The following is a 14,653-nucleotide window of genomic DNA, read 5'->3' as shown; positions in this document are numbered from 1 at the left end:
CACCGGCCGACGACTCACATGGTTTCGAGCAATGAACGACCTTCTCCTCAGGCGCGTGCCTGCCGTGGCGCGGTGCTTGCCGTGGTGGGCGCTGGTGCTGGCCGGCTGCGCCTCCTTTTCGCCTGACGGCGGTGCCGGCCGGGTTGCCGAGCTGACCCAGGAACGCACCGGCCTGGCGAGCACCTACCAGCGCACGGCCGGCGACGTCGACACCGCGCGCGCCAGGATCGCCGAGCTGCTCAAACAGCCGCTCACGGCCGACAGCGCCGTCGAGCTGGCCTACCTGAACAACCGCGGCCTGCAGGCCAGCTTCAGCGAGCTGGGCATCGCCGAGTCCGAGCTGGTTCGCGCCGGACGGCTGCGCAATCCGTCGTTTGGCTTCGGGCGTCTGCGCGAGGCCGGCGGCGTGGTCGAGATCGAGCGCTCCGTCATGTTCGACGTGCTGGGGCTGTTGACGCTGCCGGTCGCGTCGCAGGTCGAGCAGCGGCGCTTCGCGCAGGCGCAGCTGCAGGCGGCCCACGAGGCCGTCGGCATCGCCGTCGAGACGCGCAGGGCCTACTTCAGCGCGGTCGCGGCCCAGGAGCTGGTCAAGTACTACGAGCAGGTCAAGGACGCCGCCGACGCTTCGAACGAGCTCGCGCGGCGCATGCTCCAGGTCGGCAATTTCAGCAAGCTCGCGCAGATGCGCGAGCAAGCCTTCTACGCCGACGCGACGGCGCAGCTCGCGCGGGCGCGGCATCAGGCGCTCGCCGAACGGGAGCGCCTGACGCGCTGGCTGGGCTTGTCGGGCGACCAGCTCGGCTTCACCCTGCCCGAGCGCCTGCCCGACCTGCCGATGGAGCCCGTCGAGCCCCGCGACGCCGATCAGACCGCGATGGACAAGCGGCTCGACGTGCTGATGGCCAAGCAGGCCGCCGAGCACACGGCCAGGTCGCTCGGCCTGACCCGGGCCACGCGCTTCGTCAACGTGCTGGAGCTCGGCTACCAGAACAAGAGCGTCACCGGCGAGCCGCGTGCCAACGGCTACGAGATCGAGCTCGAGCTGCCGCTGTTCGACTTCGGATCGACGCGCGCCGCGCGGGCAGAGGCCACCTACATGCAAGCCGTGCATCGCGCCGCGCAGGTCGCGGTCGATGCGCGCTCCGAGGTGCGCGAGGCCTACTCGGCCTACCGCACCACCTACGACCTCGCCCGCCACTACCGCGACGAGGTCGTGCCGTTGAAGAAGCGCATCTCCGAGGAGAACCTGCTTCGCTACAACGGCATGCTCATCAGCGTGTTTGAACTCCTTGCCGACGCGAGACAGCAGGTGACGAGCGTCACGGGCTACGTCGAGGCGCTGCGCGACTTCTGGATCGCGCAGACCAATCTGCAGACCGCGCTGACCGGCCGTTCGCCGGGCGCAGGATTTGCCATTCGCTCCTCCGCATCCGCCGCGCCCGCCGAGGGCGGCGGCCACTGAACGAACGCCATGTCCAACCGACGCAATTTCTTCAAGGCCGCCGGCGCCGTGGCGCTGGGGGCCACGGCCGTGAGCCGCGTGGGCGCCGCTTCCCTGCCGGAAGCTGTGATCCAGAGCTCGCCGACGATGGCGCCGCCGCTCGTCCCCACGACGGGTCGCCCCTACAACCCCGTGGCCACGCTCAACGGCTGGTCGCTGCCCTGGCGCATGAACAACGGCGTCAAGGAGTTCCATCTCGTCGCCGAACCGGTGGTGCGGGAGATGGCGCCCGGCATGAAGGCCAACCTCTGGGGCTACAACGGCTCGAGCCCGGGCCCGACGATCGAAGCGGTCGAGGGCGACCGGGTGCGCATCTTCGTCACCAACAAGCTGCCCGAGCACACCACGGTGCACTGGCACGGCGTGCTCGTGCCTTCGGGCATGGACGGCGTGGGCGGCATGACCCAGCCGCACATCCCGCCCGGCAAGACCTTCGTCTACGAGTTCACGCTGCTGCGTTCGGGCACCCACATGTACCACCCGCACGCCGACGAGATGACGCAGATGGCGATGGGGATGATGGGCATGTTCATCATCCATCCCAAGGATGCGCGCCAGATGCGCGTGGACCGCGACTTCGTCTTCCTGCTCGCGTCCTACGACATCGAGCCCGGCAGCGCGACGCCGCGCACGGCCGAGATGACCGACTTCAATCTCTGGACCTGGAACAGCCGCGTCTTCCCGGGCATTGATCCGCTGGTGGCCCGCACCGGCGACAAGGTGCGCGTGCGCGTCGGCAACCTGACGATGACGAACCACCCGATCCACATGCACGGGCCGCACTTCGTCGTCACCGGCACCGACGGCGGCTGGGTGCCGCCCTCCGCGCGCTGGCCGGAGGTGACGACCGATGTCGCGGTCGGCCAGATGCGCGCGTTCGAGTTCGAGGCGATGGCCGGCGACTGGGCGATCCACTGCCACAAGTCGCACCACACGATGAACGCGATGGGCCACGACGTGCCCAACATGATCGGCGTGGACCACCGCGGCGTGGCCGAGCGCATCACGCGGCTCGTGCCCGACTACATGGTGATGGGCGACAAGGGCATGGCCGACATGGGCTCGATGGAGATGCCGCTGCCCGACAACACGCTGCCGATGATGACCGGCACGGGCCCCTTCGGTCCGCTCGAGATGGGCGGCATGTTCAGCGTCGTCAAGGTGCGCGACGACGTGAAGCCCGGCGACTACAAGGACCCGGGCTGGTACCGGCACCCCCAAGGCAGCGTCGCCTACGAGTTCAAGGGGGACTTGCGGCAGCCCGCGCGCGCCGCCTCGATCGAGGCGGACGACAAGACGCTCACCGTGCGCAAGCCGCACGGCGGCCACTCCGGCCACTGAATCGACACAGGACCCTCGACACAGGACCCGGCATGAACATGACCCTCCAGACTTTCGGCGTCGCTGCCCTGGCCGCAGCGGCCGCCATCGCATCCACCGGCGCCAGCGCCCATGGCGACGCATCGCATCCCGCGAAGCCGCGCAAGTTCGACGCGGGCCAGGTCGAGGACACGCCCTTCGGCCGCGAGGGAAATCCGGCAAAGGCGGTGCGCACCATCCGTGTCGACATGGCCGACACGATGCGCTTCACCCCGGCCGAGATCCAGGTCAAGCGCGGCGAGACCGTCAGGCTCGTCGCGGCCAACAAGGGCCAGGTGCTCCACGAGATGGTGCTGGGCACGCCCGAAGAGCTCAAGAAGCACGCCGAGTTCATGAAGACGTTCCCCGGCATGGAGCACGACGAACCGCACATGACGCACGTGAAGCCGGGACAAAGCGGCGAGATCGTCTGGCAGTTCACGAAGGCGGGCGTGTTCCAGTTCGCCTGCCTGATTCCCGGGCACTTCGAAGCCGGCATGGTCGGCAAGGTGACGGTCAAATGAAGCGCCGCAGCCTTCTGGCGCTGATCGCCGCGACGGGTGCCGCCGGCGTGCCCGCGCTCGCGCGGGCCGAGCGGCCGGCGATCCATGTCTTCAAGAGCGCCTATTGCGAATGCTGCGCCGCCTGGGTCGAGCATCTGAGGGGCGCCGGCTTCACCGTGAAGGTGACGGTCGTGGACGACACGACTGCGGCCCGCAAGCGCCTGGGCATGCCCGATGCCTTCGGCAGCTGCCACACGGCCAGCGTCGCCGGCTACGTGCTCGAAGGGCATGTGCCGGCGGCCGAGGTCAAGCGACTGCTCGCGACACGGCCCGACGCGATCGGCCTCGCGGTGCCGGGCATGCCGGTCGGGTCTCCCGGCATGGAAGTCGGAACGCGCCAGGACCCGTACGACGTCCTGCTCGTCGGCAGGAACGGCCGCTCGACCGTGTTTGCCACCTACCCGAAACGTTGAAGGAGCCACGCATGAGGTTCGTCCCCCTCCTCGCACTCGCCGCCGCGACGGCCGCGTTTGCCGCTGCCGCGCAGACGGCGCCCGGCGCCGCGGATCTCGCGGCACACCACCCTGCAAGCGCGGCGCCGACGCCTCAGAGCGACGGCGAAGTGCGCAAGCTGGACAAGGAGCAGGGCAAGCTGACCTTGCGCCATGGACCGCTGCAGAACCTCGGCATGCCGGCCATGACGATGGTGTTCAAGGTCGCCGACCCGAAGCTGCTCGACGCCCTGAACGTGGGCGACAAGGTCAGGTTCACCGCCGAGAAGGTCAACGGTGCGTACGTCGTGACGGCCATCCAGCCGGCGCCGTGAGGCCGTCGGGCTCCGCGGCACGAGCGGCCATCGTTGCGCGCACGCTTGTCGTCAAGCAAGCCGGCTGCCGTGCAGGCGGCGCGATCCCTTGGACGGCACCGGCGCGTCGCGCGCCAGCTCCTCGATGATCGGGCAGTCGGGCCGGTCGTCGCCGCGGCAGCAGTGCACCAGGGTCTCGAGCGTGGCCTTCATCTCGAGCAGCTCGCGCACCTTGCGATCGAGCTCGTCGATGTGCGATTGGGCCAGCGCCTTGACCTGGCGGCTGGAGCGTTCGCGGTCCTGCCACAGGCTCAACAGGTCGCGGATCTCGTCGATCGAGAAGCCGAGGTCGCGCGAGCGGCGGATGAAGCGCAGCGTGTGCACGTCGCGCTCGCCGTACTGCCGGTAGCCGGCATCGCTGCGCTGCGCGGGCGGCAGCAGCTCGACGCTTTCGTAGTGGCGGATCATCTTGGCCGAGACGCCCGAGGCCTCGGCGGCTTGTCCGATGTTCATCGTGTGGTCTCCGTCGACGAGGGGCGCCAGCGCCGCAGCAGCAGCGCGTTGGTGACGACGCTGAAGCTGCTGAAGGCCATCGCGGCGCCGGCGATCACCGGGTTGAGCAGGCCCATGGCGGCCAGCGGGATGCCGAGCACGTTGTAGGCGAAGGCCCAGAACAGGCCCTGCTTGATCTTGCCGTAGGTACGGCGCGAGACGTCGAGCGCGTCGGGCACCAGGCGCGGCTCGCCGCGCATCAGCGTGATGCCAGCGGTCTCCATCGCGACGTCGGTGCCGGTCGACATCGCGATGCCGACCTGCGCGGCGGCCAGCGCGGGCGCGTCGTTGATGCCGTCGCCGACCATCGCGACGATCTCGCCGCGCTGGCGCAGCGAGCTCACCTCGGCGGCTTTGTCGGCCGGCAGGACCTCGGCGCGGAAATCGTCCAGGCCCAGCTCGCGCGCGACCGCCGCGGCGGCGCCGTGGTTGTCGCCGGTCAGCATCACGGTGCGGATGCCCAGCTCGCGCAGCCGCGCGACGGCCTCGCGCGCCAAGGGCTTGACCGTGTCGCCGAACGCGAGCAGGCCGACGAGCCGCGGCGCCGCGCCGCGCTCGATCAGCCACGAGACGGTGCGGCCCTCGGCCTCGAGCGCTTGCGCACGCGCGGCGAGCGCGCCGGCGTCGACGGCCAGCTCGGCCAGCAGGCGCTTGCTGCCCAGCACGAGCAGGCGGTCGTCGACGACGGCCTCGAGGCCGCGGCCCGGCAGCGCGCGCGCGTCGCGCGCTGCAGGCACGGCCAGGCCGGCCTGCTGCACGCTCGCCATCACCGCACGCGCGAGCGGGTGCTCGCTGGTCTGCTGCAGCCCGGCCGCCAGGCGCAGCAGCTCGTCGCGCGCGACGCCTTCGGCCGGCTCGGCCGCCACCAGCGAGGGCTTGCCCTCGGTGAGCGTGCCGGTCTTGTCGAACACCACGGTGGTCACCGCATGCGCGACCTCGAGCGCCTCGGCGTCCTTGATCAGGATGCCGCGCCGCGCGGCGACGCCGGTGCCGACCATGATCGCGGTGGGCGTCGCGAGGCCGAGCGCGCAGGGGCAGGCGATCACCAGCACCGCGACCGCGTTGACCAGCGAGCGCTCCCAGTCGCCGCTGATGCCGAACCAGGCCGCGAAGGTGAGCGCCGCGATGCCCAGCACCACCGGCACGAAGACCGCGCTGACGCGGTCGACCACGCGCTGGATCGGCGCCTTGGCCGCCTGCGCCGACTCGACCATGCGGATCACGCGCGAAAGCAGGGTCTCGGCGCCGATCGCCGTGGTGCGCACGACGAGCAGGCCTTCGGCGTTGATCGAGCCGCCGGTGGCCAGGTCGCCTTCGTGCTTGGCGACCGGCAGGCTCTCGCCGGTGATCAGCGACTCGTCGACATGGCTCGCGCCTTCGACGACCTGGCCGTCGACCGCGATGCGTTCGCCGGGGCGCACGACGACGAGGTCGTCCACGCGCACCTGCTCGATCGGCAGCTCGGTCTCGACGCCGTCGCGCCGCACGCGCGCGGTGGCCGGGCGCAGCGCATTGAGCGAGCGGATCGCATCGGCCGTCTGGCGCTTGGCGCGATGCTCCAGCCACTTGCCCAGCAGCACCAGCGTGATCACCGCCGCCGAGGCCTCGAAGTACAGGTGCGGCATGCCGTGCTCGGCATGCTCGACGAGCAGGTAAAGCGACAGCCCGTAGGCCGCCGAGGTCCCTAGCGCGATCAGCAGGTCCATGTTGCCGGTGCCGGCCTTCACGGCCTTCCAGCCGGCGACGTAGAAGCGCGCGCCGAACACGAACTGCACCGGCGTCGCGAGCGCGAGCTGCAACCAGCCGCCGGGCATCCAGTCGATGCCGAACAGCTGCAGCAGCATCGGCGCAACCAGCGGCAGCGTCAGGGCTGCGCTGGCGAGCACCGGCCACCAGGCCGGCCATCCATGCGCCACGGGCGCCGGCGCCTGCGCCGCTCGCGCGCCATAGCCGGCCTTCTCGACCGCGGCGATCAGGTCCGCCAGCTCGACGCCGGCAAGCGCGGTGACGCTCGCCTTCTCGGTCGCCAGGTTCACCGCCGCCTGCGAGACGCCGGGAACCTTGTTCAGCGCCTTCTCGACGCGCGACACGCAGGACGCGCAGGTCATGCCCTCGATCTGCAGCTCGAGCGTGCGCGTCGGCACCGCGTAGCCGGCCTTGCGGATCGCCGCGGCCACGGACTGCGCGTCGATCGCGCCGGCGCCGCGCACGGTGGCTTCCTCGGTCGCCAGGTTCACGCTCGCGTCGCTGACGCCGGGAACGGCGCGCAGCGCCTTCTCGACGCGCAGAACGCACGAGGCACAGGTCATGCCCTCGACGGGCACGGTCAGGTCGAAGGGGCGGGCGATCGTGGTGTCCATGCTGCGATCATCAAGCTTCCCACGATGTCAGGGTCAAGCGAACTGCGCGCCATCTGATGCAGCGCAAGGGTCTTGCGGTGGCTCGCTTGACCTGCCCATGGTGGCAAGCTTCAACATGCATGCGACGATCCCACCGCGGAGATTCCCGATGATTGCCTTCCAAGTCGACGACATGACCTGCGGCCACTGCGCCAGCACCATCACCAAGGCCGTCAAGACCGCCGACGCGAACGCCCAGGTCGCCATCGACCTCGCGTCGCACCGCGTGACGATCGAGCCTTCGCAAGCCGATGCGCAGGCGCTGCGCGAGGCCATCGCCGAGGCGGGCTACACGCCGGTGCCCATCGGCTGACGGCGAGAGCCGCCGCCTAGAATCCCTGGCGCGGGGCCGGAAGCTTAAAGGGTATAAGCGCTCGGCTCATAACCGAAGGACAGTGGGTTCGAATCCCACCCGGCCTACCAGGGCTGAGGTGCCCCGCCGGTTCAACAGCGCACCACCAAAGGCCGCTCAAGCGGCTTCCAGCGACTGCGCGACCGCGCGCCCGCGCGCCGCGTGGATCGCCTCGCCGATGCGCGGCCCGCTGGCGCCTTGCTCCTGCGCCTGCCGGGCAATCAACGCGGTGTCCACTGACAGCGCGGCCGCGAGCGCCGTGCGCAGGCGCGCGGCCTGCGCATAGACGTCGTCCTCGTGCCCGAGCCGCCCGCGTGCGTCGCACTCGCAGGCCAGCAGAACGTCCTCGAAGCGTTGCGGCTTGCGCAGTGCGTCGCAGCGCTCGAGCAGCCGCAGCAGCGCGGCGGCGCCCAGTTCCTCGCTGCGGTGCACGTTGCCGTGCTCGCGCGCGACCACCTCGGCCAGCTCGCGGCAGTCGTTGGGCACGCGCAGGCGCTCGCTCAGCTCGCGCAGCAGCTCGACGCTGCGGCCTTCGTGACCCAGGTGGCGCGGCAGCACGTCGGCGGGCGTCGTGCCCTTGCCGAGGTCATGGCCCAGGCAGGCGTAGCGCACCGCGAGCGAGGCGTTCAGCCGCGCGCTCATGTCGAGCACCATCATCAGGTGCACGCCGGTGTCGATCTCGGGGTGGTAGTCGGCCCGCTGCGGCACGCCCCACAGGCGATCGACCTCGGGCAGCAGGCGCGCAAGCGCGCCGCAGTCGCGCAGCAACTCGAACATGCGCGAGGGCCGGGCCTCCATCAGCCCGCGCGCGATCTCCTGCCACACCCGCTCGGCCACCAGCGCGTCGGCCTCGCCGTCGGCCACCATGCGGCGCATCAGCGCCAGCGTCTCCGGCGCGACGTGGAACTCGGTGAAGCGCGCCGCGAAGCGCGCGACGCGCAGGATGCGCACCGGGTCCTCGGCAAAGGCGGGCGAGACGTGGCGCAGCACGCGCGCCTCGAGGTCGCGCCGTCCGCCGAAGGGGTCGACCAGGCGGCCGTCGGCGCCGCGCGCCATCGCGTTGATCGTGAGGTCGCGGCGTGCGAGGTCCTGCTCTAGCGTCACGTCGGGCGCGGCGTGGAACAGGAAGCCGTGGTAGCCGCGTCCGCTCTTGCGCTCGGTGCGCGCCAGCGCCACTTCCTCGCGCGTGACCGGGTGCAGGAAGACCGGGAAGTCGCGCCCGACGGGCGTGAAGCCGGCGGCGATCAGCTGCTCGGGCGTCGCGCCTACGGCGACCCAATCGCGGTCGTTGACCGTCAATCCGAGCAATTCGTCACGAATTGCGCCGCCGACCTCGAAGAGTTCCATGCCCGCAGTTTAGGGATGCCCCGCGGCTCGGGGGTATGGCGCACGCGGGCCGGGGATACCGCGCGTCACGCTGCATGGGTACAACCTCCAGGTCGATCGATTCGCCCAATGCCGCGCAGATGGTGGTGACGCGAACGGTCCATTGGAGTCCTCATGTCGTTGCCGCTGTTTCGTCGCCTGGTCCTGTGTTCGCTGCTGTCCTGCGCATCGCTCGCGCAGGCGCAGGACAACACCGTCGATGCCTCGGCCTGGATGACGCCGAGTTTCGAGCGCCTGAGTGCAGGCGACGGCGCCGGCAGTGCGGCCGGACAGGTTGGCTTGATCGCGCTGCGCTCCGACGCCGCGACCCGGCCCCAGCCGGTGCGCGGTGCCGTGCTGCTGGCGGCCGACGAGGCACAGCAGCCCCATGCGGCAGACAGCAAGCACGAGCGTGATGCCGTTGCGTTCGCGCTCGTGCCGGAGCCCAGCACCTATTTGCTGCTGCTCGCCGGCCTGCTGGCGGTGGGTTTCGTCGCGCACCGGCGCGGCCACGAGTGAGGCCGCGCCCGCCGCACGCGGCTCAGCGCGTGCGGTAGGGCTCGTCGAACTCGACGAACTCGTTCTCGGCCAGCGCGTCGGCGCGCCAGGCCGCGACGCCGGGCAGTGCGAGCACGCGGTCCACGTAGGCCTCCAACGCCGGCGGCAGCGCGATGCCGTAGGTGCGCACCCGCATGCACACCGGCGCGAAGTAGGCATCGGCGATCGTGAACGTGCCGAACAGCAGCGGGCCGCCCGAACGCACCAGCAGCTCGCCCCACAGCGACACCAGCCGCGCGACGTCGGCGCGCACGCCCGCGTTCTCGGCCATCACGCGCGGCCCGACCTCGGGCAGCGAGGCCTCGATGTTCATCGGGAAGTGCGTGCGCAGGTCGACGAAGCCCGAGTGCATCTCGGCGCAGGCGCTGCGCGCCAGCGCGCGCGAGCGCGGATCGGCCGGCCACAGCTGCTTGTGCGCAAACAGCTCGGCCAGCGTCTCGGCGATCGCCAGCGTGTCCCACACCGCATGGCCGTTGTCGAGCAGCAGCACCGGCACGCGGCCGGCGCCGCTGTAGCGCGCCAGCTCGCGCTTGAACGGGCCGTCGGTGTCGAGGCCGTGGGCGAAGCTCAGCTTCAACTCCTCGAAGGGAATGCCGGCCTGGCGCATCAGCACCCAGGGACGCATGGACCAGGACGAGTAGTTCTTGTTGCCGATGACGAGCTTCATGGGATCGGTCGCGAGGTGGTGTGAACGACCTCGATGCTAGGCGCCACGGCGCTCGCGCGGGTTGCCGATCGCGCATCGCAGCGATGCGCCGGAAGAATCGCGCCGGCTTCAGTCGCGCCGCGCGGCTTCGCGCAGCACGTCGAGCCGGGCCTCGGGCGAGCGCCGTCCCAGCCACGCCGGCGCCACCGCTTCGAGCGGCGTGGGCGTGATGCCCAGCCGCGCGAGTCCGGGCCAGCGGCCGCTCGCGACGTTGGGCACGCGCATCGAGTCGAGGTTGTCGGTCGACATCAGCGGCTCGCCGGGCAGCAGCGCGAGCAGGCCCGCCTGCAGGCGCGCGAGCGCGTCGGGCAGCGGCAGCACCGCTCGCTCGTGGCCGCTCCAGCGGCCAGCCAGGCGCGCCAGCTCGCTCAGCGTGTAGACATGCGGGCCGGCGAGCTCGAGCGTCTGGCCGATCGTCGACGGATCGTCGAGGCACACGGCGATGGCCTGCGCGACGTCTTCGACCCACACCGGCTGGAAGCGCGCATCCGCGCCGGCCAGCGGCATCACCGGCAACAGCGCCTGCAGGCGCGCGAACAGGTTCAGGAAGCGATCGTCCTCGCCAAAGATCACCGACGGCCGCAGCAGCGTCAGGTCGAGCCCGGCCTCGCGCAGCACCGCCTCCCCGGCGGTCTTGCTGCGCAGGTAGCGCGACGGCGCGGCCAGGCCGGCGTCGGGCACGCCCAGGGCGCTGACGTGCAGCAGCCGGCGCACGCCGGCGCGCCGGCAGGCGGCGGCGAGCTTGCGCGGCAGATCGACATGGACGTGCGTGAACTGCGCCTGGCTGCCATGCAGGATCGCGACCAGGTTGACCACCGCGTCGCGGCCGGCGACCAGGCGCGCGAGCGTGGCCTCGTCGTGCACGTCGGCTTGCACCAGCTCGACGGTCGGCAGGCTGGTCAGCGCCTTGGCGCGAGCCGGCCGGCGGCTCGGCACCGTGATCTCGCCGCCGCCGCCGAAGTGGCGCGAGACCAGGCGCGCGACGAGCGCACGGCCGACGAAGCCGGTGCCGCCAAGGATCAGCACGTCGGTGGGCGCGGGCATGGTCGGGCCTTTCGGTTCAGGGCAATTCCTTGTCGGCGGCCGGCAGCGGCGTGTCGCTCGGGCCGATGCGCTGGCCCAGGCGGGCGCGCAGCGACTGCGGCTGGCCGCTGATCAGCGCGGCGTAGTCGGTGGCATTGGACAGCACCTTCTTGACGTAGTCGCGTGTCTCGTTGAATGGGATGTTCTCCGCCCAGGCCGCGGCGTCGACCACCGGTCCCTCGCGCCAGCGGCGCGGGCGGTTCGGGCCGGCGTTGTAGGCCGCGGCGGCGAGCGCCTGCGAGCCTTCGAAGCTGTCGAGCACCAGCTTCAGGTAGCCGGTGCCGATGCGCAGGTTGGTGTCGCGTTCGGTGATGCGGTCCTGGCTGTAGCTGATGCCGAGCTTCTTGGCCGTCCAGCGTGCGGTGGCCGGCATCACCTGCATCAGGCCCGAGGCGCCGACGCCCGAGCGCGCGTCGAGGATGAAGCGCGACTCCTGGCGGATCAGGCCGTAGACGTAGGCCGGGTCGATGCCGGTGCTGCGCGCGCTGGCCAGGACCTCGTCGCGAAACGGCATCGGGAAGCGCTGCGCGACGTCGACCTCGTCCTTGGTGCGCTCGCTGGTGTTGATGCAGCGGTCCCAGACTTCGCGCTGGCAGGCCAGCTGCGCGGCGGCCAGCAGCTGGCGGTCGTCCATGCCGCGCAGCGTGAAGTTCCATTCGCGCACGCCCTCGCTGCGCAGGCCGATGGCGATCAGCAGCAGCGCTCGCTGCAGGCCCGGATTGGCCGCGGCGGCGCTGCGCTCGGCCTCGGTGAGCGGCGCAGGCCGCGGCGGCAACACCAGCGGTTCGCCGAGCGATTCGAGCGCGAGCTTGCCGTAGAAGTGAAGCGGGCTCGCGATCTGGCGCATCAGCGTGCGCGACTCCTCGAGCATCGCGGCGCCGTCCTGGCTGTCGGCCGCCAGCGCCTGCAGTGCGCGCGCCTTCCAGTAGACCCAGGTCGGGTCGCGCTGCTCGTTGGCGCTCATCGCGTTGATGGCCTGCACCACCTGCTGCCAGCGGCCGGCGCCGTTGTTGGCGCGCAAGGCGGCGCGCACCGACCAGGCCAGCGTCTCGTCGGGCAGCTCGACGGTGTCGTCGCGCGCGGCCAGCGCGGCGCGCTGGAAGTGCTGCGAGGCCTCGGTGTCGAGCTTGATGGCCGTCTGCTTGCCGATGCTGGCCCAGACCCAGGTGCGCGTCGCCGGCGCCAGGCCGTCCTGCCAGCGCTGCTGCAAGGCCTCGGCCGCCGCCGGCGGATCGTTCGCGGCCAGGCGGATCAGCGCCAGCGCGGTGAGCTCCTGCGCCTTGCGTCCGCGTGTGTTGGCCTTGCGCGCGAGGTAGCGCTGCGGGTTGTCGAACAGCTCGTTGACCGCCGCCGAGGCGTCGTCGTCGATCAGCTGCGCAACCTGGCGCGCGGCCGCGCGGCGGTTGTTCTCGGTGGCCAGGCGGGCCTTGCGCCAGACCTCGGCATCGCTCAGCTTGCCGGCTTCGCGCAGCGTGGTGGCCAGCAGCGCGCAGCCGTCGTCGGCCTCGCGCTGCGCCTGCCAGGCCTCGCGGGCGTCGCGCGCGACGTCCTCGCCGTCGAGGTGGCGCGCGAGCAGCCAGTAGCAGGTGACCTCGCGGTCGTCGTTCATGCGAAAGCGCGGGAACTCGACGCGCAGGTTGGCCCAGTCGCGGCGCTTGCCGAGCTCGAGCAGCCAGTCGTTGCGCAGCCGGTCCTCGACGTAGCTGGCGGGCCAGCGCGCATAGAACGCGTCGAGATCGGACTGGCTGGCTTCGCTCAGCCGGTTGCCGAGCTCCCAGTAGTCGACCCAGGGTGCGAGCGGGTGGTTGGCGGTGGCCGCCTTGGCCGACGCGAGGCGGGCGCGGTCGCGGCGCCGCAGTGCGTCGCGCGCGTCGATCACGCTCTCGCTGCCGGGCGGCGCGGCCGTGCTGTTCTGGGCCTTGGTTTCGGGTGCGACGGTGCCGAGCGTCAGCCCGACGCCGAGGCCGATGGCGAGCGAAGCCGCCAGGCCGGTCAGGCGGGCGCGGCGCGGTGTACTGCGATTCATCCAGGGATCCGGTTCAAGCACGCTGCGGCATCGCGGCCGCGGCATCGGTTTCAATGTAGCCGAGGGGCGACGCATCGCCGCCCCCCGAAGACGTGTCGGGCCGGCTGGCGCCGATGGTGTCGCCGGTCAGCTCGGCCTGTTCGGCGACCCACTGAACGAAGGCCTGCACCTCGGGACGCGCCTTGGCGGCTTCGGCCACCTGCATCCAGTAGGCGCAGGGGCTGAGCAGGCGGCCCGCGGGGCCGAAGGGCTCGACCAGCTCGCCGCGCTCGAGCGTGTGGCAGATCAGCGCGATGCGCGCGAGCGCGACGCCTTGGCCGTCGATCGCGGCCTGGATCTGCTGGTGCGTGAAGTTCAGGTAGAGCCAGCGGCGCGGCTCGAGCTCGGGCTCGCCGAACTGCGCCAGCCAGTGGCGCCAGCTCAGGTAGCGCGCGCTCGGGCGCACGTCGTCCTCCTCGAGCAGCGTGTGGTGCACCAGGTCGGCGGCCGAGCGCAACGGCGGCAGTTCGCCGCGGCGCGCGCGCTCGGCGAGCTGGGGCGAAGTGGCCGGCGTGATCACCTCGTCGAACAGGCGATGCGCCTGCGGCGGCCGGTCGACGGTGAGCCCGTAGCGCAGTGCGAGGTCGACCTGCTGGCCGTCGAGCGCCTCGAGGCGGTCGGTGGCGAGCAAACGGATGTCGATGTCCGGGTGGCGCGCCTCGAACGAGGCCAGGCGCGGGATCAGCCACAGCGAGGCGAACGACGCGAAGGTGGTCACGTTGACGATGCGTCGCCCGCCGGCCGCGCGGATCTGGCGCACCGTGGAGTCGATGCGCGCCAGCGCCGGCGCGGTCGCCTGCAGCAGCGCGATGCCCGCGCCGGTGAGCGCGACGTGGCGCGTGCCGCGACTGAGCAGCTGCGCGCCGACCTCCTCTTCGAGCGCCTGGATCTGCCGGCTGACGGCCGACTGGGTGAGAAAGAGCTCGTCGGCCGCGGCGCGAAAGCTCTTCAGGCGGGCGACCGCCTCGAAGGCACGCAGTGGCCCGACGGACAGGGGGCGCCGGCGGGGCGGATTGATGCTCATCAGGAATCAGTGGGCTGAGCCGATCTCATTGGACCGGGTGCGATTTTCCGCTGAAGATTCAGGCCAGACAAGCGAGATTCAGGAGCGATGACCATGATCATTCTGATGACTCTGGCGCAACAGTTCCGGCGCTCGCCCAAGCCCGTGCTAGGCAGGCGCCGCTGGTCGATGCAGGCCGTTGTCGCGGCCTGCTGGGCGGCGGCCCTGCTGGTGGTGGTGACCAGCTGCGGCGTGCTGGCTGCCGTGGGCTGGGTGTTGTTCATGCCGGCCGAATCGCTGCCGCCGCCGCGCGCCGAAGCGCCGGCCGTCGAGCACGTGGCGCGTGCCGCTCAAGCGGCGCCGCTGCCTCAATCAGTCATGCGTGAAGAAGGGGAGTTTTGA

At 71.3% G+C, this 14,653-nt stretch carries 15 protein-coding genes and 1 tRNA gene; 9 read left to right on the top strand and 7 right to left on the bottom strand.

Features of this window, described 5'->3' with window-relative positions; genetic code table 11:
• Positions 1-31 precede the first annotated feature (31 nt).
• The 5 genes from ACO2TI_RS09590 to ACO2TI_RS09570 are packed head-to-tail and all read left to right on the top strand — an operon-like array spanning position 32 to position 4,189.
• Positions 32-1,462 carry a TolC family protein gene (locus ACO2TI_RS09590; protein WP_423283830.1) on the top strand — a complete coding sequence of 477 codons (1,431 nt, stop codon included), beginning with the start codon at positions 32-34 and terminating at the stop codon, positions 1,460-1,462.
• A 9-nt stretch (positions 1,463-1,471) separates the two neighbouring features.
• Positions 1,472-2,842: a multicopper oxidase family protein gene (locus ACO2TI_RS09585; RefSeq protein ID WP_423283828.1), complete on the top strand. Its 1,371-nt coding sequence runs from the start codon at positions 1,472-1,474 to the stop codon at positions 2,840-2,842.
• A 32-nt stretch (positions 2,843-2,874) separates the two neighbouring features.
• A complete protein-coding gene (locus ACO2TI_RS09580; RefSeq protein WP_423283827.1) occupies positions 2,875-3,384 on the top strand; it encodes a cupredoxin domain-containing protein in 510 nt (169 codons plus the stop codon).
• On the top strand, positions 3,381-3,836 hold the full coding sequence (locus ACO2TI_RS09575; RefSeq protein WP_423283826.1) for a DUF411 domain-containing protein: 456 nt from the start codon (positions 3,381-3,383) through the stop codon (positions 3,834-3,836). Before ACO2TI_RS09580 ends, ACO2TI_RS09575 begins: the two co-directional genes overlap by 4 nt.
• Positions 3,837-3,847: 11 nt before the next feature.
• The gene (locus tag ACO2TI_RS09570; protein WP_423283825.1) at positions 3,848-4,189 is read left to right on the top strand and encodes a copper-binding protein; all 342 of its coding nucleotides are present in this window, start codon (positions 3,848-3,850) and stop codon (positions 4,187-4,189) included.
• A 51-nt stretch (positions 4,190-4,240) separates the two neighbouring features.
• On the opposite strand, the gene cueR is transcribed toward ACO2TI_RS09570, so the two are convergent.
• Together cueR and ACO2TI_RS09560 are read right to left on the bottom strand one after the other, a co-directional pair.
• Positions 4,241-4,681, bottom strand: a complete 441-nt coding sequence (gene cueR, locus ACO2TI_RS09565) for a Cu(I)-responsive transcriptional regulator (protein WP_423283823.1) — start codon at positions 4,679-4,681, stop codon at positions 4,241-4,243.
• Positions 4,678-7,080 (bottom strand): heavy metal translocating P-type ATPase, encoded by a 2,403-nt coding sequence (locus tag ACO2TI_RS09560; RefSeq protein ID WP_423283821.1) that lies wholly within the window; start codon positions 7,078-7,080, stop codon positions 4,678-4,680. The genes cueR and ACO2TI_RS09560 overlap by 4 nt, the downstream gene beginning before the upstream one ends.
• Positions 7,081-7,228: 148 nt before the next feature.
• On the opposite strand from ACO2TI_RS09560, the gene ACO2TI_RS09555 reads away from it, so the two are divergent.
• Together ACO2TI_RS09555 and ACO2TI_RS09550 are read left to right on the top strand one after the other, a co-directional pair.
• The gene (locus ACO2TI_RS09555; protein WP_423283819.1) at positions 7,229-7,432 is read left to right on the top strand and encodes a heavy-metal-associated domain-containing protein; all 204 of its coding nucleotides are present in this window, start codon (positions 7,229-7,231) and stop codon (positions 7,430-7,432) included.
• Between the two features lie 33 nt (positions 7,433-7,465).
• Positions 7,466-7,542, top strand: a tRNA-Ile gene (locus ACO2TI_RS09550).
• Between the two features lie 46 nt (positions 7,543-7,588).
• Here ACO2TI_RS09550 and ACO2TI_RS09545 read toward each other — a convergent pair.
• Positions 7,589-8,818, bottom strand: coding sequence for a multifunctional CCA addition/repair protein (locus tag ACO2TI_RS09545; protein WP_423283817.1), 1,230 nt, complete (start codon positions 8,816-8,818; stop codon positions 7,589-7,591).
• A gap of 153 nt (positions 8,819-8,971) precedes the next feature.
• On the opposite strand from ACO2TI_RS09545, the gene ACO2TI_RS09540 reads away from it, so the two are divergent.
• Positions 8,972-9,355 (top strand): PEP-CTERM sorting domain-containing protein, encoded by a 384-nt coding sequence (locus ACO2TI_RS09540; protein WP_423283816.1) that lies wholly within the window; start codon positions 8,972-8,974, stop codon positions 9,353-9,355.
• Positions 9,356-9,377: 22 nt separating this feature from the next.
• Here the strand turns inward: ACO2TI_RS09540 and ACO2TI_RS09535 are convergent, their stop codons facing one another.
• From ACO2TI_RS09535 to ACO2TI_RS09520, 4 genes are all read right to left on the bottom strand, one after another.
• On the bottom strand, positions 9,378-10,061 hold the full coding sequence (locus ACO2TI_RS09535; protein ID WP_423283814.1) for a glutathione S-transferase family protein: 684 nt from the start codon (positions 10,059-10,061) through the stop codon (positions 9,378-9,380).
• 108 nt (positions 10,062-10,169) lie between these two features.
• Positions 10,170-11,144 (bottom strand): complex I NDUFA9 subunit family protein, encoded by a 975-nt coding sequence (locus ACO2TI_RS09530; protein ID WP_423283812.1) that lies wholly within the window; start codon positions 11,142-11,144, stop codon positions 10,170-10,172.
• Between the two features lie 16 nt (positions 11,145-11,160).
• Complete coding sequence (locus ACO2TI_RS09525) at positions 11,161-13,209, bottom strand: transglycosylase SLT domain-containing protein (protein WP_423283811.1); 2,049 nt, start codon at positions 13,207-13,209, stop codon at positions 11,161-11,163.
• A 13-nt stretch (positions 13,210-13,222) separates the two neighbouring features.
• Entirely contained in the window at positions 13,223-14,272 is a 1,050-nt protein-coding gene (locus ACO2TI_RS09520) for a LysR substrate-binding domain-containing protein (protein WP_423283809.1), read from the bottom strand.
• A gap of 93 nt (positions 14,273-14,365) precedes the next feature.
• Between ACO2TI_RS09520 and ACO2TI_RS09515 the strand changes: the two genes are divergently transcribed.
• Entirely contained in the window at positions 14,366-14,653 is a 288-nt protein-coding gene (locus ACO2TI_RS09515) for a hypothetical protein (RefSeq protein WP_423283807.1), read from the top strand.

Origin of the sequence: Caldimonas sp. KR1-144 (assembly GCF_049446155.1) — a bacterium.
Lineage (GTDB): Bacteria > Pseudomonadota > Gammaproteobacteria > Burkholderiales > Burkholderiaceae_C > Rivibacter.
The sequence above is the reverse complement of the archived record's forward strand: the minus strand, read 5'-3'. Positions and strand labels throughout refer to the sequence as shown.